Origin of the sequence: Chryseobacterium sp. RLHN22 (assembly GCF_051011795.1) — a bacterium.
Classification (GTDB): Bacteria; Bacteroidota; Bacteroidia; order Flavobacteriales; family Weeksellaceae; genus Chryseobacterium; species Chryseobacterium zhengzhouense.
The window spans coordinates 45388-68258 of the sequence record NZ_JBPCHW010000001.1 but is presented as its reverse complement, the minus strand read 5'-3'; the positions used below and the strand labels follow the sequence as shown (position 1 = coordinate 68258).

Annotated in this window: 25 protein-coding genes; 8 read left to right on the top strand and 17 right to left on the bottom strand. The window is 33.6% G+C overall.

The genetic code is table 11. The features are described from left to right. Positions 1-45 precede the first annotated feature (45 nt). From ACR1PN_RS00355 to ACR1PN_RS00325, 7 genes are all read left to right on the top strand, one after another. Entirely contained in the window at positions 46-780 is a 735-nt protein-coding gene (locus tag ACR1PN_RS00355) for a DNA-formamidopyrimidine glycosylase family protein (RefSeq protein WP_433978377.1), read from the top strand. Positions 781-1446: 666 nt separating this feature from the next. Next, the gene (locus ACR1PN_RS00350) at positions 1447-2166 is read left to right on the top strand and encodes an AAA family ATPase (protein ID WP_433978376.1); all 720 of its coding nucleotides are present in this window, start codon (positions 1447-1449) and stop codon (positions 2164-2166) included. 223 nt (positions 2167-2389) lie between these two features. Continuing rightward, positions 2390-3874 carry a DNA (cytosine-5-)-methyltransferase gene (gene dcm, locus ACR1PN_RS00345; RefSeq protein ID WP_433978375.1) on the top strand — a complete coding sequence of 495 codons (1485 nt, stop codon included), beginning with the start codon at positions 2390-2392 and terminating at the stop codon, positions 3872-3874. Between the two features lie 110 nt (positions 3875-3984). Continuing rightward, entirely contained in the window at positions 3985-4752 is a 768-nt protein-coding gene (locus ACR1PN_RS00340; RefSeq protein WP_433978374.1) for an HNH endonuclease, read from the top strand. Positions 4753-4758: 6 nt separating this feature from the next. Next, positions 4759-4971 (top strand): hypothetical protein, encoded by a 213-nt coding sequence (locus ACR1PN_RS00335; protein WP_433978373.1) that lies wholly within the window; start codon positions 4759-4761, stop codon positions 4969-4971. Between the two features lie 222 nt (positions 4972-5193). Continuing rightward, positions 5194-5664: a hypothetical protein gene (locus ACR1PN_RS00330; protein WP_433978372.1), complete on the top strand. Its 471-nt coding sequence runs from the start codon at positions 5194-5196 to the stop codon at positions 5662-5664. Between the two features lie 21 nt (positions 5665-5685). After that, on the top strand, positions 5686-6036 hold the full coding sequence (locus ACR1PN_RS00325) for an HNH endonuclease (RefSeq protein WP_433978371.1): 351 nt from the start codon (positions 5686-5688) through the stop codon (positions 6034-6036). Between the two features lie 271 nt (positions 6037-6307). Here ACR1PN_RS00325 and dnaN read toward each other — a convergent pair whose 3' ends face one another. Next, the gene (gene dnaN, locus ACR1PN_RS00320) at positions 6308-7438 is read right to left on the bottom strand and encodes a DNA polymerase III subunit beta (protein WP_378173634.1); all 1131 of its coding nucleotides are present in this window, start codon (positions 7436-7438) and stop codon (positions 6308-6310) included. Positions 7439-7612: 174 nt separating this feature from the next. On the opposite strand from dnaN, the gene ACR1PN_RS00315 reads away from it, so the two are divergent. Beyond that, the gene (locus ACR1PN_RS00315) at positions 7613-7972 is read left to right on the top strand and encodes a diacylglycerol kinase family protein (protein ID WP_378173637.1); all 360 of its coding nucleotides are present in this window, start codon (positions 7613-7615) and stop codon (positions 7970-7972) included. A gap of 1 nt (position 7973) precedes the next feature. Here the strand turns inward: ACR1PN_RS00315 and ACR1PN_RS00310 are convergent, their stop codons facing one another. From ACR1PN_RS00310 to ACR1PN_RS00235, 16 genes are all read right to left on the bottom strand, one after another. Further along, positions 7974-8324: a hypothetical protein gene (locus ACR1PN_RS00310; protein WP_433978370.1), complete on the bottom strand. Its 351-nt coding sequence runs from the start codon at positions 8322-8324 to the stop codon at positions 7974-7976. Next, positions 8293-8883 (bottom strand): hypothetical protein, encoded by a 591-nt coding sequence (locus tag ACR1PN_RS00305; protein ID WP_433978369.1) that lies wholly within the window; start codon positions 8881-8883, stop codon positions 8293-8295. The genes ACR1PN_RS00310 and ACR1PN_RS00305 overlap by 32 nt, the downstream gene beginning before the upstream one ends. An 87-nt stretch (positions 8884-8970) precedes the next feature. Then, positions 8971-9513: a helix-turn-helix domain-containing protein gene (locus ACR1PN_RS00300; RefSeq protein WP_433978368.1), complete on the bottom strand. Its 543-nt coding sequence runs from the start codon at positions 9511-9513 to the stop codon at positions 8971-8973. 20 nt (positions 9514-9533) lie between these two features. Beyond that, complete coding sequence (locus tag ACR1PN_RS00295; protein WP_433978367.1) at positions 9534-9917, bottom strand: ribonuclease inhibitor; 384 nt, start codon at positions 9915-9917, stop codon at positions 9534-9536. Between the two features lie 3 nt (positions 9918-9920). Then, positions 9921-10640 carry a hypothetical protein gene (locus ACR1PN_RS00290; protein ID WP_433978366.1) on the bottom strand — a complete coding sequence of 240 codons (720 nt, stop codon included), beginning with the start codon at positions 10638-10640 and terminating at the stop codon, positions 9921-9923. Then, positions 10637-11434, bottom strand: coding sequence for a DUF4097 family beta strand repeat-containing protein (locus ACR1PN_RS00285; RefSeq protein ID WP_433978365.1), 798 nt, complete (start codon positions 11432-11434; stop codon positions 10637-10639). The genes ACR1PN_RS00290 and ACR1PN_RS00285 overlap by 4 nt, the downstream gene beginning before the upstream one ends. 42 nt (positions 11435-11476) lie before the next feature. Further along, complete coding sequence (locus tag ACR1PN_RS00280; protein ID WP_433978364.1) at positions 11477-12322, bottom strand: HEAT repeat domain-containing protein; 846 nt, start codon at positions 12320-12322, stop codon at positions 11477-11479. After that, positions 12306-12878: an RNA polymerase sigma factor gene (locus ACR1PN_RS00275; RefSeq protein ID WP_433978363.1), complete on the bottom strand. Its 573-nt coding sequence runs from the start codon at positions 12876-12878 to the stop codon at positions 12306-12308. Before ACR1PN_RS00275 ends, ACR1PN_RS00280 begins: the two co-directional genes overlap by 17 nt. Positions 12879-13027: 149 nt before the next feature. Then, positions 13028-13861: a GLPGLI family protein gene (locus ACR1PN_RS00270; protein ID WP_433978362.1), complete on the bottom strand. Its 834-nt coding sequence runs from the start codon at positions 13859-13861 to the stop codon at positions 13028-13030. Positions 13862-13995: 134 nt separating this feature from the next. Continuing rightward, positions 13996-17688 (bottom strand): phosphoribosylformylglycinamidine synthase, encoded by a 3693-nt coding sequence (locus ACR1PN_RS00265; RefSeq protein WP_433978361.1) that lies wholly within the window; start codon positions 17686-17688, stop codon positions 13996-13998. Between the two features lie 50 nt (positions 17689-17738). Continuing rightward, entirely contained in the window at positions 17739-18857 is a 1119-nt protein-coding gene (locus tag ACR1PN_RS00260) for a DUF4932 domain-containing protein (protein WP_433978360.1), read from the bottom strand. A gap of 56 nt (positions 18858-18913) precedes the next feature. Beyond that, the gene (gene purB, locus ACR1PN_RS00255; RefSeq protein WP_433978359.1) at positions 18914-20341 is read right to left on the bottom strand and encodes an adenylosuccinate lyase; all 1428 of its coding nucleotides are present in this window, start codon (positions 20339-20341) and stop codon (positions 18914-18916) included. 123 nt (positions 20342-20464) lie between these two features. Beyond that, positions 20465-20923, bottom strand: coding sequence for a DoxX family protein (locus ACR1PN_RS00250; protein WP_433978358.1), 459 nt, complete (start codon positions 20921-20923; stop codon positions 20465-20467). Between the two features lie 96 nt (positions 20924-21019). Beyond that, complete coding sequence (locus tag ACR1PN_RS00245) at positions 21020-21463, bottom strand: SRPBCC family protein (protein WP_433978357.1); 444 nt, start codon at positions 21461-21463, stop codon at positions 21020-21022. Positions 21464-21563: 100 nt separating this feature from the next. Further along, positions 21564-21992 carry an SRPBCC domain-containing protein gene (locus ACR1PN_RS00240; protein WP_433978356.1) on the bottom strand — a complete coding sequence of 143 codons (429 nt, stop codon included), beginning with the start codon at positions 21990-21992 and terminating at the stop codon, positions 21564-21566. 29 nt (positions 21993-22021) lie between these two features. Further along, on the bottom strand, positions 22022-22855 hold the full coding sequence (locus tag ACR1PN_RS00235; protein ID WP_378173690.1) for an SDR family oxidoreductase: 834 nt from the start codon (positions 22853-22855) through the stop codon (positions 22022-22024). Positions 22856-22871: the final 16 nt, after the last annotated feature.

Below are 22871 nucleotides of genomic sequence, written 5' to 3'. Positions count from 1 at the left end.
ATTTTTAAAGGAATAATATTTGAATTTTTCTTGAAAATACATATCATGCCTGAAGGTCCTACTATATTATTAATGAAAGAAGATTTGCTGAAACTTGAAGGCAAAACAGTTACCAATGCAAAAGGGAGCATTATTTCCGATAAAAATATAGTTGTCGGCGAAACCCTAAAAGAAGTCAGAACTTTTGGAAAGCTTACTTTTCTTGTCTTTGAAAAATTCAGCTTCAGAATTCATCTGCTGATGTATGGTTCCTACAGTCTCTTTGAAAAGAAAAATCTCAGTCACACCCTTCGCTTAGGCTTGCAATTCAAAAATGAAGAAGTTTATTTTTACACCTGTTCAGTAAAAATCATCAATAATAAAGAGCTAAAGAAAATTGACTGGGAAGCAGATATTATGAGCAAAAAATGGAATACGGAAAACGCAAAAAATAAAATGCGCCAAAATCCGGAAATGATGATTTGTGATGCTTTAATGGATCAGGATATCTTTTCAGGAGTTGGGAATATTATTAAAAACGAAGCCTTATTCAGAGCAGAAATTCATCCTGAAAGCAAAATTAAGAATCTATCAACAAAGCAACTCGATAAAATCATTGAGCATACAAAAGATTATAGTTTCGATTTCCTGAAATGGAAACGCACCAACGAACTGAAAAAACATTTTCAGGTATATCATCGTGAAGTTTGCCCGAAATGCGGAGAAAAAATTATTCGAAAAGATACAGGCAAAGGAAAACGAGCGAGTTTTTACTGTGAAAATGATCAGATTTTACTTTAAAAATTTACCCTTAAAATTTATTTTAATTCAATATTAAATTTATTTTAAGAATTACAAAATTCTAAATGCAAAACATACTATTTTGATAATTTTCAAATTAACATATCCACAACATCAAACACAGAACAATTACCATTTTTACATTTTTTTATTAATTTAATAATCAAATAACAAATACACATTCCCTTAACAACTAAGAAACAACAATCTAAACAATTCTTAAAACACCTTTAAACCAACACCAAACAGTGACAAACATCATATAAGAGAGTTTGCAGATTATAAAAATTGCCGTAAATTTGCATTATAATATTCGCAACAAAATTTAAATTAATTAAAAATTCAATAATTATGATCGCTTATATCGGTATTGCAACATGTGCTGTTTTAATTACTTCATATTTAGCAACAGTAAAAAGAGAAGGAAATTAGTTTTTAATTAAAAACATTCTTCTATTTAACAAATTTTATTATTTTTTTTATGTTTGCAGTTCTTAACTGCTGCTCTTTTACTCAACCGGAGTAAAAGAGCCCAAAACATAAGATTCTCAGATCTTTTAATTCTCAAGAGATTTTCAAACGCTTACTCTTTCAGCTTAATATATTTTAAGGAAAAAAATTCTTGAAATAAATTATCTTTGCAAGCAAATTTAATGTTCTGCAACTATGAATCTGTACAATCTTATCATTCAGGATAAAGAAGCTGTCACGCTTGATGAAGTTTATCTTGAGCCACAAAACAAACAGCAATTTGTACAGCTTATTAAAGAGCATACTTACATCAAAGAACTGCAGGAATACGGTCTTCCTGTCAACAACAAAATTCTTTTACAGGGAAGTTCGGGTTGCGGAAAAACCATGACAGCAAAAGCCATTGCAAATGCATTAGGCAAAAATATTATCATTCTTAACCTGAGCAATATTGTTTCTTCAAGAATCGGAGAAACTTCTCAGAACATCAAAATGATTTTTGATAAGGCTGCAAGAGAAAGATCAGTTCTTTTTCTGGATGAACTCGACCAAATTGGGAAAGCCCGTGGAAGCGATGATAAAGATGTCGGCGAAATGAGAAGATTGGTCAACACTTTGATTCAGCTGATTGATTATTATCCTGAAAATGCACTTCTTCTTTGTGCAACCAATCACGCAGAAATTATTGACACTGCCCTTCTAAGACGTTTTCAGTTAAAGATTAATTACAAAATGCCATCAAAAGATTTCCTGGATGATTATTACAATCATCTTTTATCTCAATTTCCTGAGGATTTGAGAAATATAGAGAGAAAATATGAGATTTCTTTTGCAGAAGCGAAAGATTATACTTTTACGGTGGTAAAGGGTAATTTGATTGAGAAATTGGAAGCAAAAAGTTCAATACAATTATAATTGAAATGAAGATTTTTCTTTTAATGTTGATTTAATTGTTTTGAAATAGATAATTATTTATTTTAGCGTAATTATAGTATGGATTGGCGCAGTGCGTCAATCCAAAAGTTACAGGCAATTTTAAGAACTACCGTCCGACAATAAAATCCAACCAAAACTTGTAAGACAAAAACAAATTCCATATTTTTGGGCAAAAATTGTCCGAACGAAATAAAACAAAAATATGGAAACAACTTTTGGGGAATATATAAAACAAAAAAGGATTGAGTTGGGCTATCCTCTACGCAAGGTTGCTTCACATATTGACCTTGACCCATCAACACTTGGAAAAATCGAAAAAGACGAACGGCAACTTAACATTGAACAGTTTGACAATCTTTGCCAAGTTTTACAAGCCGACAAAACGACTTTACTAAACTACCACTATTCGACACGAATATTTGACGAACTCAAAACTTATCCTGAATATCGTGAAGTTTTGAATATTGTCAATGAACAACTAACCCACTACATCACACAACAAACATCAATTCAGTTTGAACCAAATTGGACTGAAAAGGAATTTTTAAATCCAAATGCGACAATTAGAATTGGAACTATGTTTTCAGGAATTGGAGCAATTGAATACGCTCTAAAAAGATTAAACCTAAATTCTGAAATTCAATTCGCTTGTGATATTGACGATTTCGTTAAGCAGAGTTATTTTGCCAATTACGAAATTGCTGAAAGCAATTGGTATAAAGATGTTCACGACATCAAAGGAAAAAAATACAAAGGAAAATTAGATTTGCTTGTTGGAGGAAGCCCTTGCCAATCGTTCTCTATGGTTGGAAAACGCAGAGGTTTTGACGACACAAGAGGAACTCTATTTTACGAATTTGCAAGAGTTGTAAAAGAAAGCCAACCTAATGTTTTCATTTTTGAAAACGTAAAAGGATTAGTAAACCACGATAACGGAAACACATTTGAAACTATTAAAGCAACATTTGACGAACTTGGTTATAAATATTTCTATCAAGTTTTGAATGCCAAAAATTACGGAATGCCTCAACATCGGGAACGAATTTTTGTAATTGGTTTCAAAGATAAAACTACAGATTTCACTTTTCCTGAACCTGTAGAATTAGAACACAAAATGCAGGATTTTTTGGAAGATTATACAGACACAAAGTATTATCTCAAAGAGAAAGGCATCAAATTCGTAACGAGTTCAAAAAACAGAACAAAACGCTATACGCAGATAAATGGAGATATTGCACTTTGCCAAAAGGCAAACCAACAATTTAATTGGCACGGAGATTTTGTGTTTGAACATCAAGCCGAAAGCGATTTTGATGAATTTATTTTTGACGTAAACGAAGTTGAAGAAAAATATTATTTGTCCGATAAAGTTCGAGATTATGTGCTTAATCCTGGAACTAAAAATTTTAAGACAACTATAAAAACAGACTTGGAGATTGCAAGACCACTTTTGCAATCAATGCACAAAATGCACCGTGCGGGTGTGGACAATTATGTAACACACAACAAAGGCAGAATTCGTAAACTTACACCAAAAGAGTGTTTAAGACTTATGGGATTTCGTGACGATTTCAAGCAAGTTGTAAGCGATACACAAATGTACCGACAAGCAGGAGATGGAAGTGTCGTAGATGTTTACATCGCCCTAATGAAACAAATGGACATCACTAAATTCGCAATAAAATGAAAAATTTATTTGGGCGTTCCCCTATCGGGTCGGGCTTTCCGTTCCAATCTTTTTGCTCGTTCCTCACAAAAAGGATTTCCACTTCAATCCCTAACGCAACAATTTAAAATATGGCAACAGAAAGAAGAAATTGGACACGAGAAGAACTAATAGTTGCTTTTAATCTGTATTGTAAAATACCTTTTAGTAAAATCAATTACAACCATAAACTTGTAATTGAATTAGCTAACGCAATTGGAAGAACACCATCTGCCGTTGCTTGGAAATTGGTAAATTTTGCGAGTTTAGACCCATCACTTAAACAAAGAAACATTAAAGGAGCAAGTAATGCTGGAAAATTAGATAAAGTTATTTTTGAAGAATTTTATCAAGATTGGAATACTCTTGCCTATGAAAGTGAAATTAGTTTTGCCAAATTATTGAATAAACCAATCGAAATAGAAGAAGAAATTGATATTGAAATAAAGGAAGGAAAAGTAAGAGAAGCATTGGTAAAAGTCCGGGTAAACCAATCTTTTTTCAGAAGTACAGTTTTAGCTTCTTATGAAAACAAGTGTTGTATAACTGGTATTTCAATTTCTGATTTTATAGTTGCAAGCCATATCGTACCTTGGTCAAAAGACGAGAAAAATAGATTAAATCCCGAAAATGGATTGTGTTTAAATTCTATTCACGATAAAGCATTTGACAAAGGTTTTATAACGATTGATTTCGATTATAAAGTAAAAGTTTCAAAGTATTTTGATGATTTCAAAAAAGAAAATAACATTCAAAAATTTTTCTTGGATTTTGAAAACAAAGAAATTGAAATGCCGAAACGATTTTTACCTAATAAAGAATTTTTAGAATATCATCACAATAATATTTTTAGAAAATAGTATATTATGAAAATAAATGACATAATTGAATACGCAATAGAGTTTGCTTGGCAAATGGGAGATAAAAATGAGAACATACCTAGAGCAGAAAGCCGTTGGGAAGTTTTAAATAAAGTTTTAAATTTCATTGAAACAAGAGAACATTTACCTGATGAAGATATAGATGAAGTTGTTCAAGGGTTTCTATCAAAAAAGAATATTAAAAGTGAAATTGACTAATCTTTTCGGGCAGAAGACAGCTTTATTCATCGTTCAATCAAATTAGCTCAATTTGAAGGAAACGGAGAATCTAAAAAACACGTTGGAACTTATAGCGGAGAATTAGGACAAAGAATTTTAAACTTTTTTGAATATTCAACTTGGGGATTAGAACATATAGACACATCTAAAAAAAGAAAAACAGTAGAATCGGCAAAAGAAAGTGGTGCTATCGTTCAAGAGATGACTTGTTTTTTCAGTAAGTCAAATCTTCTGAAATATTTAGATGACGCAAAAGCTGAATATTATGCTCAAGAACAAATTTATCATAACGACATTAGCCAACTTTATCAAGAACGATATTCAGAAGTAGAAAATCTTCCAACGGAACATATATTTTTCACAATTTATGACGCATCAGACAACCTATCACAACGACAAAATCGTGGATATATAAGGTCTGACGATTATATTTGGAAACTTTGGAGAACACTAATTCTTCCAAAAATCAGTTATTTGTCAATTCTAAAAATTGTTCCAACCAATCCAACGGAAGAAAACAATTTTCCAATTTTCTATTTCAGAATTTTATTGGATTATCAGTTTAGAACATTCGTCCACCCAAGTGCATTGGAAACGATTGAAGAAATTCCAGCCGATACAGCCGAAATTGAACAAATCAAAAAATCATATAGAATTGGGCAAGAAAGATAGAGAAAAGCAGTTATTGAATATATGGCTCAATGTCCGTTTTCTAAAATAACTGACGAAAGACTTCTAATAGCAAGTCATATAAAACCGTATAGCGTTTGTATTAAAGAAAAACGAGAAGACCAAGCGTTGGATTATTTGAACGGATTGGCTCTTTCACCAACTTATGACAGACTGTTTGACCAAGGTTACATTACATTTTCAGACACAGGAGAATTGATTTGCGGAACTCAATTAAGTTCATACACTTGGGACAAACTAAATATAAATCCAACAGCTAAAAACAAAATGAGAATTTTCCCTGAAAATCGTGAAGACTATTTGGACTATCATAGAAAGCACGTATTTCAAGACGATATAAAAGACTTGACATAAAAACTGCCTGTAACAAGGGTTTTGCAATAGTGGGGCGAAACTGCAAAGTTCAACGGTTGCTCTTCGATTGAACTTTTTTACAAAATTGAAGATTTGTGCTTCGATTGCCCCACCATCGCAAAGCCCCAAAACGTTAACAGTAATTACGTGACAGCTTTTTACAAAATCAAAGAGTCTTTAAATGACCAATTTTAACCATAAAATATTGCACAATAAAACAAAAAAAGGATTTCAAAATTGAAATCCTTTTTACATATATTTTTCTTACATTTTACAACCCGATTACAGGCATTGAAAGCATTAAGATATTTTCGTTTTCTTCAAGTCCGTCAAGCGGCTCAATGATTCCCGGTCTGTTTGGCTGAGACATTTTCATCGTGATATCATCTGCGCCTAAAATACCCAACATTTCTGTTAAGAACTTAGAACTGAAACCGATATTGATATCTTCCCCATTATAATCACAAGGAATCTGCATGTCTGCCTTGTTTGCATATTCTGTATCTTCTGCGTGAAGATGAAGAATGTTTGCAGACAATTTAAACCTAACCTGATTCGTCGATTTATTCGACATAATTGACGCTCTCTTAATTGCACCTAACAGAAGGTTTCTGTTAATGGTCAATACATTCGGGTTTTCTTTCGGGATTACCGCAGTATAGTTAGGATATTTCCCGTCAATTAATCTACAAATCCAGATATGTTTACCAAAAGTAAATTTTGCCATATTCTCATTGAAGTCGATGGTAAGATCTTCGTTTGAGCTTGCTAAAATATTTTTGAAAATATTCAAAGGTTTTTTAGGCATGATGAATTCCATCGGCTCGGCGTTCATCAAATCTGTTCTTTTATACACAACCAATCGGTGAGAATCTGTAGAAACAAAGTTCGTCTCGTTTTCCCCAAACTGGAATAAAACTCCCGTCATCACCGGACGAAGAGAGTCGTTGCTTGTTGCAAAAAGGGTGTTGGTTAAAGCTTCAGACAAAACTCCTGCAGGCATTGTTACAGACTGTGAAGCATCAAATTCAGGAAGTTCAGGATAATCATCTGCGTTGTCTAATGCTACCGCAAAATTATCTTTCTCGTCCAAAATTTCAAGCTGACTTCCTGTACCTTCAGCGTTGTCTTTCACCGCCAAAGTTAAAGGCTGTTCGCCATACGTTTTGATAAAATCTTGAAAAATCTTGGCAGGAACAGCAAATTTACCTGAATCATCAGACTTTACTTCCAAAGAAGTAATCAGTGTAGTTTCGCCATCAGATGCGGTAATGGTAACGTTATTTTCGTTTAATTCAAAAAGATAGTTTTCTAAAATCGGTCTCGACTGAGAACTTGATATTACGCCACTTACAGTTTGTAAAGCCTTCTGCAGTTCACCACTTGAAATAATAAATTTCATAGATTTAAAAATAAGTTTCTACAAATATAATAAATACAGAACAGATAGGAAAAAATAATATTGAGAGTTATTAACATCCATCAAAATAAATTTATCTTTGACGACGGGTGCTGGAAGTTGGATGTTTAATGCCAATTCCTGCCTAAAATAAATTTACAACCTTTATATTTAATCATGCGTAAACCACCTATTCATAAAAGTTTTCAGAATGCTTTCCGGGGTATTTTTCTGATGATGAAATATGAAAGAAATTTTCAGTTTGAATTGTTGGCTTTCTTTGTCAATCTGTTTCTGATTTTTTATCTAAAACTTTCGAACATCGATACAATTCTTATTCTAATCGTTTCTTTTGGCGTTTTAGCCGCTGAAATTTTCAATACAGCTATTGAAAAAATCTGTGATATCGTTCAGCCAGATTTTGACATCCGAATTGGCTTCATCAAAGATATTTCTGCGGGAGCGGTTATGCTGATGACAATTCTTTCTGTAATCGTGGGAGTTTTGGTCTATTGGAAGTATATTTTCATTAGCTAATTCAATCAATACCAAACTTTTTATTTTTTCCGTCAATAAAAATACAGTGATTGAGGAAAATTTTGTTACCGACCATTCCGGACATACCAGTGAATTTCATCAATGAAAACTGTCCATCTGAAAAACCTTCAACATAAGTTATTTCCCGAACAGGAATCTCCATATTCTCAAACTTTATATTCTCATTACATCTTGTGGTAAATGTCGTTAAAATACGATTCCAGGATTTTGCGTTTTCAGTTTTCACTTCTGCATTTTTCAATTTCAATTTTTCCCATTCTTCTTTGTAGGTAAGAAATTCATAAGCACTTGTTCCGGAATCATAGAGAAATTTTCTTTCCTTGCCTTTCAAAACTCCTGAAATTACAATTTTTTCTTTTGCTGAATTTAAAATCAATAAGATTTGACTTGAATGTTTTGGGAACATCAGAAATATTCAAAAAAACAAAATTATTTCTGAAATCAATAACCGTTTTTCGATCTTCCAAAACATCAGCACCTAAAGTTCCGATGACTTTTAAAGAATCATTATCTGAATTTTTAGTTTCAAAAATTTTAAATTGCTTTGATGAAATTTCAGTGTTTCCGATATGAAAAGCAGTTTCAGCTCGATCATTTTTCACGGAAATTTCTTTTATATTTTTAACGAAATTTGAATAGAATTGAGTGTATGGAGAACCTGTATCAAACTGAAGATAATAAGTTTCGGAATTACCTTGAAAATGAATGGGTAACAGCATCACATTTTTATCTCTTCCCAACCAGGTTACGGGAATATTTCCGCTTTCGTTTTGTACTGTTAAATAATTTTCTTCCGGTGTGAATTTTTGATTGAAATAGAAATATCCGCCGGATAAAATCAAGGTTAAAAGAATCAAAAAAGCAAGAGCAATTCGTTTAAAAAGTTTCATTATAATTTTTCCGGCAAGATTAGCTTTAAAAATTATTTTCTGACTAAAAAAAGAGACGACAGTTTTACGACATTTTCGCGATACAGATCACAAGATACTGCTTTTCAACCTGATAACTAAACTGCCATTTTTACCCAAACTGACTCCGTTTTTTAGAATGACGAGCAATTTTATGGATATAAAAAGTACTAAAACCACAATAAAAAGAGGAAATTTAATCGACAGAAACTTCTGAACAAACGGAGTAACCATTAATAAAACGGAAGTAAAAACAGCCAAGACAATCTGAAAACTTACAATCTCTTTTCCCAACATTTTATTGGTGTCATCTTTTGTTTTTAAGGTAAGGATTAAAGGAAAAATTACACCGCCAAACGGAATAATCAATCCACATAAGGCTGAGAAATTAATCAGTTTTGCACGGTCAACATTCATACTTTTTTCTTCACTAAAAAACAATTCTTCAGGTTTGGTATGCAAAGCTTTCGCAACAGCTTTTAAAGTAAAACCTTTCATCACACTCCCCGACTCGATTCTCTGAATCGTTCTCAAAGAAAGCCCAGAATTTTCAGCCAGTTCAGCCTGAGTGAGGTTCTTCTGTTCACGGAGTATTTTTACTTTATTTTTCATTGAACCAAAATTAAACTTTATCACTCTAAAATCAATTGTATATTTTCATGTGATTCAATAATTTCAACCAAAATTTCAAAAAGAGTTTGTCCGTTTCCGGCAATTAAATCATCTAATTTCTGTTGAATCAATTGTACATTAAATGGTTTTCCGATTTTGATTTTATTTTCATAAAATTCTTTAGTCAAATCAAAACCCAAATCTTCATTTGACTTTTTAGAATCTTTCCACGTAATGTCAGAATTAATTCCATACAAAATATCGTCAAAACCATCCAACGTTCCGACTTTCCAGTCTTCTTTTTTCATAAAAAGCCGGGAAATTTCTTCATAAAATCCTTCCAGATCTGAAAAATGACCGCCATTGATGACAGTCATTTTCTTATGATGATTTTTGTTATTCATATGCTATTTTCTCAGATAAATATTTCCGTATTTGGATTCTAAATTATATTGAGGACCGTTTCCAAATGTTGCCGTAACTAAAGTACGAAAATCATCCGAGTCTTTGCCTGTAAATTTAGTATCCAGATTTGAATAAATCTGACCGAAATTCGTTTCTGCAGAAAGTTTTCCCATTTTATCTGAAATTGTTGCATCAATTCCGCCAAAAACAGCATTTGCATTGATTGTCCCATTGAAATCTTTCAACTCTATTACCCCGTATTTAGATTCAATTTTAGTGATTAAAGATTTAGGAACTTTTATTTCCAGCTGAATATCTGCATCCACACCATCCGTAATGGTATTAAACGTCACGTTGTTGTCTTTAGAATATTTCTGGAGTTCTTCATGAGATTTAAAAACCAATTTCTGATCTTCCTGATACACTTTAATTTTGCGGGGAATATTTTTTATTTCCGGTATTTTGCCTTCAATAACTAAAGAATCTCCTTCTTTTGATTCCTTAATCTGAAAAGCATCATTGTTTTCATTCTCATTAATATTTACCTTCCCTACAACCTGAACTTCCGCTTTATCCCAGGTACTGATTTTGATGAGTTGTGGATAATCAAATTTCAGTGATAATTTTTCGCTTTTATCTGTAGAAAAACTTTTATTAATGTCTGCTTGTGCTGCAGTAAGACCGAAAACAAGACTAACTGCGAGAGTGAGTGCTATTTTCATTTTGTTCTTAAATAAACTTTACTGTAATCAGAACGGACTTCAATATTCGTTCCGCCACCATTTATTTTTCCGGTCAAATCATTCCCATAACTCACCAGTTCTTCTTTTTTATCAACATCAATTTTGAAATCAGGAGACATATAAATTTCTCCATATTTAGTGGTTGTTTTCAGATTGGCTTTTGTTGATTTAGGAAGCGTAACATCTGCAAGTCCGTAAACCGAAATTATCGACAACGGACCTTTCACATTCTGACTGAAAGCCGCTTCAATATTCCCGTAAATAGATTTTACCGTTGCAGGACCTGTAATATTTTCCAGTCGAATACTGTTGTAAGTTGTAGCTACCTCAATTTCATTCTGAATATTTCTGAATATCACATCTCCGCCATATTGGGATTGATGTTTAAACGAAACAATCATATTTTCAGGAACCATCACTTTTACATCCGGAAATGACATTTTTTTCAAGGAATTAACTTCCAAAACACCATCTTTTTCACTCACATTAATTCCAAGTCCTGTATTGTCAATAAGTCCTAAAGCATTCACAATCTGAAGCCCTTCAGCACGCTTGTCTTCCTCATCATCTTCTATCTGAACAGAAAATACGATTTCGTTTCCTTTATAACCTTCTACCGTCACTTTTCCAAGGTTGAGAAGAATTTTGCCGTTGTTTTTTTTGACTTTATAAGTTTTAGAATTTTCTTTTGTAGAATTTGTCTGCTCACCTTTTTCCTGTGCATGGAAAGAAAACGTAAATAAAGCAAGCAAGATTAAATATATCTTTTTCATGAGTTTAAATTTGTTAATAATTATCTGTTTATATAAAAGCTTTTAATATTTCATCAAAACAGCATATGCTTCATCTTTCACGAAAGCCGCTGTTGTAGGGTTTGAAGTGAGTTCTCTCAGTTTTGCGTTCACTTCCGTATTAAGCTCGGATGAATTTTGGTTCGCTAAAATGGTAATCAATTCTTTCTGCACCATCGCATCGTCTTGTTGAAGAAAAATTTGTCTCATATTTTTACCAACATCGGGATTTTGAAGATGCACCGACAAAGTTTCCACCGCTGCTAATCTCACATTCGTATTTTCATCTGAAAGTGCTTTTTGAGATAAAACTTCGATAACTTGTTTATCAGAAACCGAAAAGTCTTTCAACAAAGCAATCCCCTGCAGTCTTGAACTCGCAGAATATTGATTATCCAAAAGTTCTAATGCTTTTGTTTTATCAAAATCGTTTTCGTTTTCTGCGTTATTATTTTGAACCAAAATTTTAGTTTCCTTTATTTTTTTTGATGAAACTAAATTGTTACTTACAAAAGATTCACTTTTAATTTCTTGTTTAGCTGTTTCTATTTTTGCAGTTTCTGATACATTTTTTTGCTTTAAAATATCAACTAAATCTTCATCTTCTGTTTTAATTTTTCCCTGAGCCTTCACGATTGTTTTTTCACTTTCTTTCTGATTCCAAAAAGTATAAAATCCCATACTGAAAATAACGGCTACAGAAGCTGCTGCAACCCATGTTTTCCAGGCAAACAAAGGGGTTGTTTTTTTATCAGAAACATTCTGTTCATCCAGTCTGAACATGATTTTATCAAATGTTTCATCGGGAACTTCGAGCGTATCAAATTCCTCCCGATGATTTTTTATATATTCTTTAAGCGTATCTTTCATTTTGAGATCTTTGAGTGAGTATTTCAAAAATTTTCTTCTTAGCGCGATGGTAATAACTTCGCACCGTACCTGCCGGAATATCCAGCGTTTTGGCAATTTCATCCTGCGGCATTTCTTCAAACAGAAAAAGATTGACAATCGTTCTGATTTGCGGCGGAAGCTCTGCAATTGCATTCTGAAGTTCTTCAATTCGGAATTCCAAAGCCAGTTTTTCTTCCAATTCGTCATCTTTTACATCATACATTTTATCATCTTCAATTTCCAGAAAATAAACTTTCTTTTTGCGAAGAAATGTAAGCGAATGATTAATGGCAATTCTCTTAACCCAACCTCCGAAACTATCTGTATTTTTTAAAGATTTGATTTCCGAAAATGCTTTTACAAAAACTTCCTGAAGAATATCTTCCGCATCTTCCCGGTCATTCACAAGACGGAACACCGAATTGAAAACCGCTTTTGAATAGCGCTGATAAAGCAGAGAATACCCTGAATTGTTTCCGGAACTACAGAGCTCCAACAATTCTTTGTCACTGATATTTACCGTTGCTGTTTTCAAAAATTATAAGTCTTGTTATTTGTTTCTACTTAGTAGACGTAATTTGATTTTAAATGTTGCAATTTATTTTTATTTTATTTAAAATTTTCACTTTTATTTGAATTTTAAAATAAATACAAAGAATTAATGGTATCTAATTTTTCTGAAACTTATTCGCAGAATTCTAATTCGATAGGAATTTTAAAAATATTTATTTTCTCTTTTTCAGTTTTGTTATAAGAATCTTTGGCTTCTTTGCTGTCGACATTCTGACCGTAATAGACATAGGTAAAAGTAGCGTTTGGAGAATTGAGATTGGCAAAAATCATCGAAGGATCTTTTTGATATTTGCTCCAGAAAGTTTCCCATTGCTTTGGAGTAAAATTCACTTTCGCAGTGTATGCATTTCTTCCCTCAATATTATTTTGCTCTTTGGTAAGCCCTTTGATTTCGAAAATAAAATTCTCTTCAGAATCTGCTATTTTCAGGATGAGACCAGGTAATCCGAAAAACTTATATGGTCCATCACTAATTGGAATTTCATTGGTAAACCAAGCAATCCATTTTCTGCCTCCAAAATCCGTTTCCGCTCTCTGAACATTATAATTGAACAATCTACTTTTTTCCTGTTGAATCTTCCAAATCGGTTTGCATCTGTAAGTTGTTAAATAAACTTTATCGAAAAAATTTTCTTCTGTAATTGTAGTTTGAGATTTCAAATCTTTTGAAATTAAAGTCTGTAATTTCCATTGTTGCTTTGGAGCTGGAAAACTTCTGCTTCCCTGATTGACAAGATTTGTTTTTATAGAATCATATTTAAATTTTGCTAAGGATTCGAAATAAGATTTATCTTCATTTTTTAATAAAACAGTTAATTCCGAATTATAATCTTTGGAATGTTCTTCGGTTTTCCATTTGAAATCGTAAATGATTTTATACGATTGGGAAAATATTGCAATGGAACTGATAAATGCAGATAAGCTTAATAATTGTTTAAGTTTCATATAATAGTTTTTGATGGTCTTACTATTATTAAGATTCAGGAATTGAAAAAATGTTGCAATTTGTCAAAAAAAATGACTGCCAATAATGACAGTCATTTTCCTTTTATTGTTATTTGAGTAACTAAACTAAAAGCTTATTTAAAATACTCCACTCCATTTTTGAAGATATTATGATAATTCGCAGTCGGAATATTTTTCATTAAACCTTCTGCAAAACGTTCAGGGTGTCCCATTCTACCGAATATTTTTCCATCCGGACTCGTAATTCCTTCAATTCCGAACAATGAGTTATTTGGATTGAACGGCATTCCGTGAGCGATATTTCCTTCTAAATCTAAATATTGGGTTGCAATCTGTCCGTTTTCATACAGCTTTTGAATTTCCGCTTCCGAAGCCATAAAACGACCTTCCCCGTGAGAAATCGGAATCGTGAATACCTGATCCTTCATTCCTTTTAACCAAGGCGATTCGTCATTCACTACTCTTACATTCACCATCTGGGAAATGTGTCTTCTGATCGCGTTGTGAGCTAATGTCGGAGAATTTTCATCCAGATCTTTGATTCTACCATAAGGCAACAATCCAGATTTTACCAACGCCTGGAAACCGTTACAGATTCCGATAATCATTCCGTCTCTGTCAAGCAATTCGTGAACGGCGTTTCTCATCTTTTCGTTCTTCAAAACATTTACGATAAATTTAGCAGAACCGTCCGGTTCATCTCCCGCAGAAAACCCTCCTGAGAATGCTAAAATCTGTGACTGTTTAATTTCTTCAATCCACGCATCGATGCTTTCATCAAGCAACTGGTGATTGATATTTTTCAGCGGTAAACTGTTGACAATTGCGCCTTCTTTTGCAAAGGCATTTAACGTATCATACTCACAGTTTGTCCCCGGAAACACTGGAGCAAAAACTCTTGGTTGAGCAATTCCGTGTTTCTTGATAATGATATTTCTTGGATTGATTGAGTTTAATTTCTCATCCAATTCAACCGTTATTTTTTCTTTTTCAACAGTTGGGAAAAGATTTTCAAATGTATTCGTATTTGCTTCAAGTAATTTTTCGATTTCAAAATTAAAATTACTGATTTTCAGAATATTTGAATTTTCAACTTCACCAATTAATTGAAGTTCAACAGAACTTAATTCTTCCTGAGATTCTATGACTAAGCTACCGATATTTTTAGCTAATAAAATATTCTCATCAGCAATATTTACATTAGCACCTAATCTATTTCCGAAGCTCATTTTTGCCAAAGCAACAGCAACTCCGCCTTCTTTTACCGTTTTTACAGAAACGATTTTTCCAGCCTTGATATTCTCGAAAATGAATTCGTAAATGGCTTTCAATTTATCATAATTTGGAAGCCCGTTTTCCTGTGGAATGTGGTTGAAGAAATACAGTTTATTTCCTGTCTGTTTAAATTCCGGAGAGATGATATTTTTCTTCTTTCCATTAGCACAAGCGAAAGAAATCAACGTTGGGGGAACATTCAGATCCTGATACGTTCCACTCATTGAATCTTTACCTCCGATTGCAGCCAAACCGAAATTGATTTGAGCATCATAAGCTCCTAACAAAGAAGCTAAAGGTTTCCCCCATTTTTCAGGATTCTGACCCAATTTCTCAAAATATTCCTGGAAACTGAATCTGATATTTTTATAATCGCCACCCATCGCAACGATCTTTGCAACACTTTCTACCACTGCATAAGAAGCTCCCAACAAAGAGTTCTGCTTAGAAATCTCTGTATCGAATCCCCAACTCGCCAAAGAAACCGTTTCAATATCTTTTGCTCCGATAATTGGCAACGTTTGTACACTTCCTTCCATCAAAGTCTGCTGATATTTTCCACCTAAAGGCATCGCCACCGTAGTCGCACCGATAGAAGAGTCGAACATTTCCAGCAAACCTTTTTGAGAGGCAACATTTTTATCTCCTAAAATTTTCAAAAAGTTCTCCTCATTGAATGACAGAGTTTCTTCTTTTACTTCATTCAAGTGAGTAATTTTAACTTCCTGACTTTTTGAACAGCCGTTCGTATCTAAAAACGCTCTTGAAAGGTCAACAATTTTATCGCCTTTCCAGAACATCTGCATTCTTCCTGAATCCGTCACTTTTGCTACCTCAACAGCTACAATGTTTTCAGCTTCACAGAATTTAATAAACTGTTCTTTATCTTTTGGTTCAACCACAACTGCCATTCTTTCCTGAGATTCAGAAATAGCCAGTTCAGTTCCGTTCAAACCTTCATATTTTAAAGGTAAAACATCTAAGTTAACTTCCAAAGAATCAGCAATTTCACCAATCGCTACAGAAACACCTCCCGCTCCAAAATCATTCGATTTTTTAATCAGTCTCGTTACTTCAGGATTTCTGAATAATCTCTGGATTTTACGTTCTTCAACGGCATTTCCTTTCTGAACTTCAGAACTCATCGTATGGATAGAAGTTTCGTCCTGTTCCTTTGAACTTCCGCTAGCTCCTCCAACTCCGTCACGACCTGTTGCACCTCCTAAAATGATGATAGAATCACCAGCTTCAGGCTTTTCACGTCTTACCCAGTCTACAGGAACCGCTCCGGCAACGAAACCAATTTCCATTCTTTTGGCTTTATAGCCTTCATCGTAGATTTCAGAAACCATTGTAGTTGCTAAACCGATTTGGTTACCATAAGAAGAATATCCGTTTGCAGCCTGTTTTGTGATGGTCTTTTGAGGTAATTTGCCCGGTAAAGTTTTGTCCACAGATTCCAACACATCTGCAGCACCAGTTAATCTCATCGCCTGGAAAACGAAAGAACGTCCGGACAAAGGATCTCTGATTGCACCACCTAAACACGTTGAAGCCCCACCAAAAGGCTCAATTTCTGTCGGGTGATTGTGGGTTTCGTTTTTGAATAATAAATACCAAGGTTCTTTTTTACCGTCGTATTCCGCTTCGATTTGGATGGTACAAGCGTTGATTTCATCAGAAACAACCAAGTTCTCCAAATTACCAGTTTTATGGAAATATCTTCCGCAAACTGTCGCCAAATCCATTAAAGAGATCGGTTTCAATTCGCGTCCTAAGAATTTTCTTTTTTCGATATAATCATTGAAAATAGTTTCCAATGTATGTTTGAACTGTCCTTCAAATTCAATATTTGACAATTCTGTTTCAAATGTTGTGTGACGACAGTGGTCGCTCCAGTATGTGTCTAAAACTTTAAGTTCAGTTTCCGTAGGATTTCTGTTTTCTGATTTGAAATATTCCTGAATGAATTTCAAATCATCCAAACCTAATGCAAAATCGTGCTTGTTAAAGAATTCTTCAAGCTGAGCATCATCAAAGTTGATGAAATTTTCGTGAACAATTACTTTTGAAGGTGTTTCTTCCGCAGGAATGTCTAAAATTGACAGATCTTTTTCCTGAGATTCCACTTTATTGATTAAAAGGTCTTTTATTTTTACTAAATCAGATTCAGAAACTCCTTCAAATTCGATTAATTTACCGCTTCTTACCTTAGACTTCTCATTTCCAGTCAGTAAAGCGATACACTGTTGGGCAGAATCTGCACGCTGATCATATTGACCAGGCAAAAATTCTAAGGCGAAATGAATTCCCTGTGCAGGATTTTCCTCGATTAGAATATCAGTAACCGGATCCACGAAAGTACTGTTGACCACTTTTTCAAATTCACCATCGTTTAATCCAAAAATATCGTAAACGTTGTATACTTTTACGCTTTGGATCGACGGAACCACCGCTTTTACTTCATCAAAAATTTTTGGACTTTCAACATCGAAAATTCCTCTTTTTTCTACGAAAATTCTTTTGTTCATTTTTTATTAGATTCAGGAACCGAAGTTCAGGATTTTATTAGATTTATCTTTTATTCAGCGAATTGTTTTAAAAATTCGGGATACCAATCGTCAATTTTTTTATCACGGTTTTCTGCACGAACTTTCAGCAGCTTGTCTGTAAATTCCTGCATTTTCGGAAAACCTCTTTCTTTCATCAGCGCAATGATGCTTTGCTTAGTTTCAAGGAAATTTTTCTGATCATAATTGTCTTCACAGAACAAAACAAAAACGCCATATGTCATATATTCATCGAATACTTTTACCGGATTTGGATAGGCAAAAATGCCTTCTGTATTTTCGTCTGTCCATATCTTCCTGTCTTTAAAATACTGATCAATAGCTTCTTTGTTTGCGATACTTGGTGCTTTTACATAATTGTGGTCAATCTCAGTAAACATCACTCTTGTATTGAACAGCTCATTTTGAAGCTCCGAAAGTTTTTCAAAGTTATCGAGTGGTGGCAAAACCATATAGATCAGCTTAAAATTATTGTTGTCAAAATCTCCGGTGTAGTTCAAACTGTTGATGAGTGGTGAACAGAAGATGATGTAGCTGTTGATTTTGGTTTTAAAATTTTTCTCCAGCCATTTCCACTGTTTGCCCAGATTAGCTTTTCTATCATAATCGGAAATAATTTGAGAATAATACGGCTTTTGTTTTTTGTAAAATTCTCTGAACTTAGACTTTACCGCAAAATCTTCAATTTCTTTTTTGTAAGTCGTAATTGGGTTTTCAGTGATTTTAATACCTGAAACACCAGTTGCCGGGAAGACAAATATTTCATTTTTAACGAGCTTCTCACCTTTAAAATCATAGGAAATACCATTTCCCGTTAAAAAAATATAATTGTAGGGTGAAGCAACCAGCAAAGAGTCGAAAGTTTTGATGATCTTTTCATCTTTAAAAGGTTTAAAATATGAGATGACATCTTTATAATAAACACCTTCCTGCTGAATCATATCATCATTTTCCAATCCGGATTTGGTAATTGCCAGCATTATATGAATCAATTCCTTTGCCTCATTGATTTCAATTTTATACTTTCCCTGATTCTCTTTTTTGAATTTTTCAGTAAAATTAATTCTGTCCTGAGCCTTTGAAAAGAGACAGGTTAAAATTAATAAAACTGAAATAATCGTTCTGGTCATAAATAATTTAGGTATAATTTTAAAAAAATATGCAGCCCGAAAAGACTGCACAATATTTATACTTTAAGATCAGCCTCTAATCCTATCAGATCTTTGTTTGCCTCAATAATTGGCTGAACTTCATTGGCAATGAATTCTTCCGTCTGAATCGGTGCAAAGCCGATAAAGTTTTTAGGATCAAGAACCTCTTTTAATTTTGATTTATCTAATTTTAAAGAATCGTCATTTAAAATTCTTTCGATCAAGTCATTTTCTTTTCCTTCTTCTTTCACTTTTTTGGAAGCTTCCATAGAATGAACTCTAATCACTTCGTGGATTTCCTGACGGTCGCCACCCGCTTTTACCTCTTCCATAATGATGTATTCCGTCGCCATAAACGGCAGTTCTTCCATAATATGCTTGTTGATTCTGTTCGGATACACTACGATTCCGTTCATAATGTTGTTCCAGATCAATAGAATTGCATCAACCGCTAAAAACGCCTGAGGAATTGTTAATCTCTTGTTTGCAGAATCGTCCAAAGTTCTTTCAAACCATTGAGTTGAAGCCACCATTGCAGAACTTGTCGTTAAAGACATTACATATTTTGCCAATGCTCCGATTCTTTCGCTTCTCATCGGGTTACGCTTGTAAGCCATTGCCGATGAACCAATCTGGTTTTTTTCGAATGGTTCTTCAATTTCTTTCAAATTTTGAAGTAAGCGTAAATCGTTGGTGAATTTATGTGCAGACTGAGCAATATTTCCTAATAACGCTACAACTTTAGCATCAATTTTTCTGTCGTAAGTCTGCCCAGAAACTCCGAAAACCTTTTCGAAACCGAATCTTTTTGACAATTCTTTATCTAAGTGTTTCACTTTAGAATAATCACCGTTGAAAAGTTCAAGGAAACTTGCTGCAGTTCCCGTAGTTCCTTTTACCCCTCTGAATCTTAATGTTTCCAGGAAGAAATCAAGCTCTTCGATGTCAAGAACTAAACTCTGTAACCAAAGTGTCGCTCTTTTTCCGACAGTTGTTAACTGAGCCGGCTGAAAGTGTGTGAAACCTAAAGTTGGAAGATCTTTATATTGAATTGCAAAATCTGCTAAGTTTTTCATTACGTTAACCAACTTTTTCTTTAAAATCAAAAGTCCGTCACGGATCTGAATTAAATCTGTGTTATCTCCTACAAACGCCGAAGTTGCTCCCAAGTGAATAATACCTTTTGCAGAAGGCGCTACATCACCGTAAGCGTGAACGTGAGCCATTACATCGTGTCTGAATTTTTTCTCGTATTCAGCAGCTTTATCGTAATCGATATTTTCTGCATTGGCTTTCAAGTCAGCGATTTGCTCGTCTGTGATTTCAAGGCCAAGGTCTTTTTCGATTTCAGCAAGGGCAATCCAAAGCTTTCTCCAGTTCTGGAATTTATTGTTGTGAGAAAAGTTAAACAACATTTCTTCGCTTGAATAGCGTTCTTCCAAAGGATTTTTGTAGGAATTCATTCTTTTCTTTTACTTTTTTATAGATATGCAAAAGTAAGATTTTTTGATGAGAGATAAAAATCGTAAAGAAGGTTTTGAATTTTGCCTAATTCAGATGTAATTCAATTTATTTTTATCTATTTTTTAATTCAAATAAATTCCGAAAAACCAAGCCCATACAATTAAAATAATCTGCATCGGTATTCTTTCTTTATAGAGATAACTCATTCCCGGACCTGTATAATCTGCCTTAAAAATATTAATATTCTTTTTGGATGAATTGATATTGGCAACGAAAATCAAAATAAAGAAAACAATCAGCAAAGTAGCAGTAAGCTCACGGATTGAAGGAATCATTAAACCGACTGCTGCTGCAATTTCAATAAATCCGGTAAAATAAACCCAAAACATTTTTGCCGGAATAAAATCGGGAATCATCAAGGTCATTCCTTTCTGGAATTTGAAATGGGCAAAACCTGTAAAAGCGATGAAAACGGCCATTCCTAAATTTCCTGAAAAAAGAAAATTCCAGTCTCCCTGAAAAATTTTTGTCCCCAATAATGCTAAAATAAATGTGATAAAAAGAATTGTTAATAATTTCATGATGCTTTCAAAATTTCAATAGCTTATACTTTTTAAAATTAAATAAAAAAGAGGCTTTCTATAAAAAACCTCCTGAATGAAACTATTCAGTTCATATTAATTTGCCTCTGCAATGTTTTTCACAACCTCTAAGCCTTGCGTAAAGCCTTTATCCATGTGATCTCGCCATGATTTTTCGGTTTGAACTTCAACATGAAGCTTTGTTTTCCCATCAAAATCAATTAAGATATATTTTTCGAAGCAGCCACTCCATTCCATTACTTCTTTGCTTTGAGTGTCTTCGTTACCGTCTTTGTCCACCATTCCTAAATGTTTAAAAATTATCTGATCGGGTTTTTCAAGACTGTCTATTGTGGAAACCATTCCTTCACCTTCAGTATTTGTGAAATAAGTTTTCCCTCCGACTTGCCAATCAGATTTCATTTGTGAACCTGGACTGAAAAATTTCGTCCATTCACTATACGTTTCGTTTCCCCAAAGTGCATCCCATACTTTTTGTTTGGGAGCATCGATTATAATTTCATATGATAAGGTTTCCATATATTTTGATTTTTGGTTTGTTTTAATTTAAACACAAATGACACAAATTTTCAGCACGAATTTCACAACATAGAAGTTCATCCGCTTAATTGGTGTTGAATTATAATTGATTTTCAGCTAAATTTTTAACATTCTGTATTGCCTGTGGAATTTTCTCTTCGAAAAAACTCTTAAACTCTTCTGTTGTGTTTATTTCTAAAATGAGTTTGGTTTCTTCTTCATTTCCCTCCAAAAAGTAAGATTCAGTAGCATCGCCCCAATCCATCGGAGTTTCAATTCCACTGTAAATTTCTCCCAAGTGCAGAAAAACCATTTCTTTATTGGGAATATTTTTTACAACTTTACTGAACATTCCGTTATTTTCAGGGTCTAAAAACTGTACCTTACTTCCTTCGTCAAGGGTTCCCATATAAAAAGAGCCTTGTGTAAAAGCGGAAGTCCATTGTCTGTAATGTGTATCTTCCCAAAGCACAGTCCATACTTTTTCGGGGGATGCATTTATTTTAATTTCAAATTTTAAAAGTTCCATATTTTGAAGTTAGGTTTAGGTAAAATTAATTATCCGCCGACAAAATCTCCTCCGTTGATGTGGATAATTTCGCCCGTTATAAAACTTGAATCTTCTGACGCTAAAAAAACATAAGCCGGAGCTACTTCTGAAGGTTGCCCTGCCCTTTTCAGCGGAGTATCTTTTCCAAAAGAGGTTATATCTTCAAAAGTTTCTTTTACTAAAGGTGTCCAGATCGGTCCGGGAGCAACACCGTTTACCAGAATTTTCTGATCGGCAAGGTTTACAGAGAGTGAGCGGATAAATGTTGCGATTGCACCTTTTGTCGCTGAATAATCAATAAGATGATTGCTTCCACGATATGCAGTAACCGATGTTGTGCAAATAATTCTTCCGCCTTTTTTCATTAAAGCCAAACAATCTCTTGTAAATGAAATCATCGAAGTAATATTGACATCAAATGTTTCTTTGATTTGTTCGTCTTTAATTTTAGAAATTTCACTTTTAGGAAACTGAATTCCGGCATTATTAACCAGAATATCAATTGTTTTCCATTCTTTTTTAATCTTTTCTAAAGTATTATTTCTAAATATTTTTTTAGAAATATCACCTTTTAAAAGAATACATTTCTGACCTTCTTTTTCGATCAGTTTCTGAGTTTCTTTGGCATCTTTCACACTTTCTTTGTAAATGATGGCAACATCTGCCCCTTCTCTTGCAAAATGAACGGCAACAGCTTGTCCGATTCCGCTGTCTCCTCCAGAAATAAGTGCTTTTTTGTTGAGCAACTTTTTACTTCCCAAATAATTTTTCCTGATGATTTCGGGATACAAACCGTCTTTAGGTACTTTTGAAAGCGATTTTGACTTGTTCTGTGTCTTCATAAGCAAATCTTTTACA

Bases quoted from the DNA above. Each gene is read 5' to 3' on its own strand.
- ACR1PN_RS00315 (WP_378173637.1), top strand. From the start codon at position 7,613: ATGCGTAAACCACCTATTCATAAAAGTTTTCAGAATGCTTTCCGGGGT.
- ACR1PN_RS00235 (WP_378173690.1), bottom strand. From the start codon at position 22,855: ATGAAGACACAGAACAAGTCAAAATCGCTTTCAAAAGTACCTAAAGAC.
- ACR1PN_RS00340 (WP_433978374.1), top strand. From the start codon at position 3,985: ATGGCAACAGAAAGAAGAAATTGGACACGAGAAGAACTAATAGTTGCT.
- ACR1PN_RS00295 (WP_433978367.1), bottom strand. From the start codon at position 9,917: ATGAATAACAAAAATCATCATAAGAAAATGACTGTCATCAATGGCGGT.
- dcm (WP_433978375.1), top strand. From the start codon at position 2,390: ATGGAAACAACTTTTGGGGAATATATAAAACAAAAAAGGATTGAGTTG.
- ACR1PN_RS00325 (WP_433978371.1), top strand. From the start codon at position 5,686: ATGGCTCAATGTCCGTTTTCTAAAATAACTGACGAAAGACTTCTAATA.
- ACR1PN_RS00355 (WP_433978377.1), top strand. From the start codon at position 46: ATGCCTGAAGGTCCTACTATATTATTAATGAAAGAAGATTTGCTGAAA.
- ACR1PN_RS00350 (WP_433978376.1), top strand. From the start codon at position 1,447: ATGAATCTGTACAATCTTATCATTCAGGATAAAGAAGCTGTCACGCTT.
- ACR1PN_RS00260 (WP_433978360.1), bottom strand. From the start codon at position 18,857: ATGACCAGAACGATTATTTCAGTTTTATTAATTTTAACCTGTCTCTTT.
- ACR1PN_RS00240 (WP_433978356.1), bottom strand. From the start codon at position 21,992: ATGGAACTTTTAAAATTTGAAATTAAAATAAATGCATCCCCCGAAAAA.
- ACR1PN_RS00250 (WP_433978358.1), bottom strand. From the start codon at position 20,923: ATGAAATTATTAACAATTCTTTTTATCACATTTATTTTAGCATTATTG.
- ACR1PN_RS00270 (WP_433978362.1), bottom strand. From the start codon at position 13,861: ATGAAACTTAAACAATTATTAAGCTTATCTGCATTTATCAGTTCCATT.
- ACR1PN_RS00300 (WP_433978368.1), bottom strand. From the start codon at position 9,513: ATGAAAAATAAAGTAAAAATACTCCGTGAACAGAAGAACCTCACTCAG.
- ACR1PN_RS00285 (WP_433978365.1), bottom strand. From the start codon at position 11,434: ATGAAAAAGATATATTTAATCTTGCTTGCTTTATTTACGTTTTCTTTC.
- purB (WP_433978359.1), bottom strand. From the start codon at position 20,341: ATGAATTCCTACAAAAATCCTTTGGAAGAACGCTATTCAAGCGAAGAA.
- ACR1PN_RS00280 (WP_433978364.1), bottom strand. From the start codon at position 12,322: ATGAAAGATACGCTTAAAGAATATATAAAAAATCATCGGGAGGAATTT.
- ACR1PN_RS00265 (WP_433978361.1), bottom strand. From the start codon at position 17,688: ATGAACAAAAGAATTTTCGTAGAAAAAAGAGGAATTTTCGATGTTGAA.
- ACR1PN_RS00330 (WP_433978372.1), top strand. From the start codon at position 5,194: ATGACTTGTTTTTTCAGTAAGTCAAATCTTCTGAAATATTTAGATGAC.
- ACR1PN_RS00305 (WP_433978369.1), bottom strand. From the start codon at position 8,883: ATGAAACTTTTTAAACGAATTGCTCTTGCTTTTTTGATTCTTTTAACC.
- ACR1PN_RS00290 (WP_433978366.1), bottom strand. From the start codon at position 10,640: ATGAAAATAGCACTCACTCTCGCAGTTAGTCTTGTTTTCGGTCTTACT.
- dnaN (WP_378173634.1), bottom strand. From the start codon at position 7,438: ATGAAATTTATTATTTCAAGTGGTGAACTGCAGAAGGCTTTACAAACT.
- ACR1PN_RS00245 (WP_433978357.1), bottom strand. From the start codon at position 21,463: ATGGAAACCTTATCATATGAAATTATAATCGATGCTCCCAAACAAAAA.
- ACR1PN_RS00335 (WP_433978373.1), top strand. From the start codon at position 4,759: ATGAAAATAAATGACATAATTGAATACGCAATAGAGTTTGCTTGGCAA.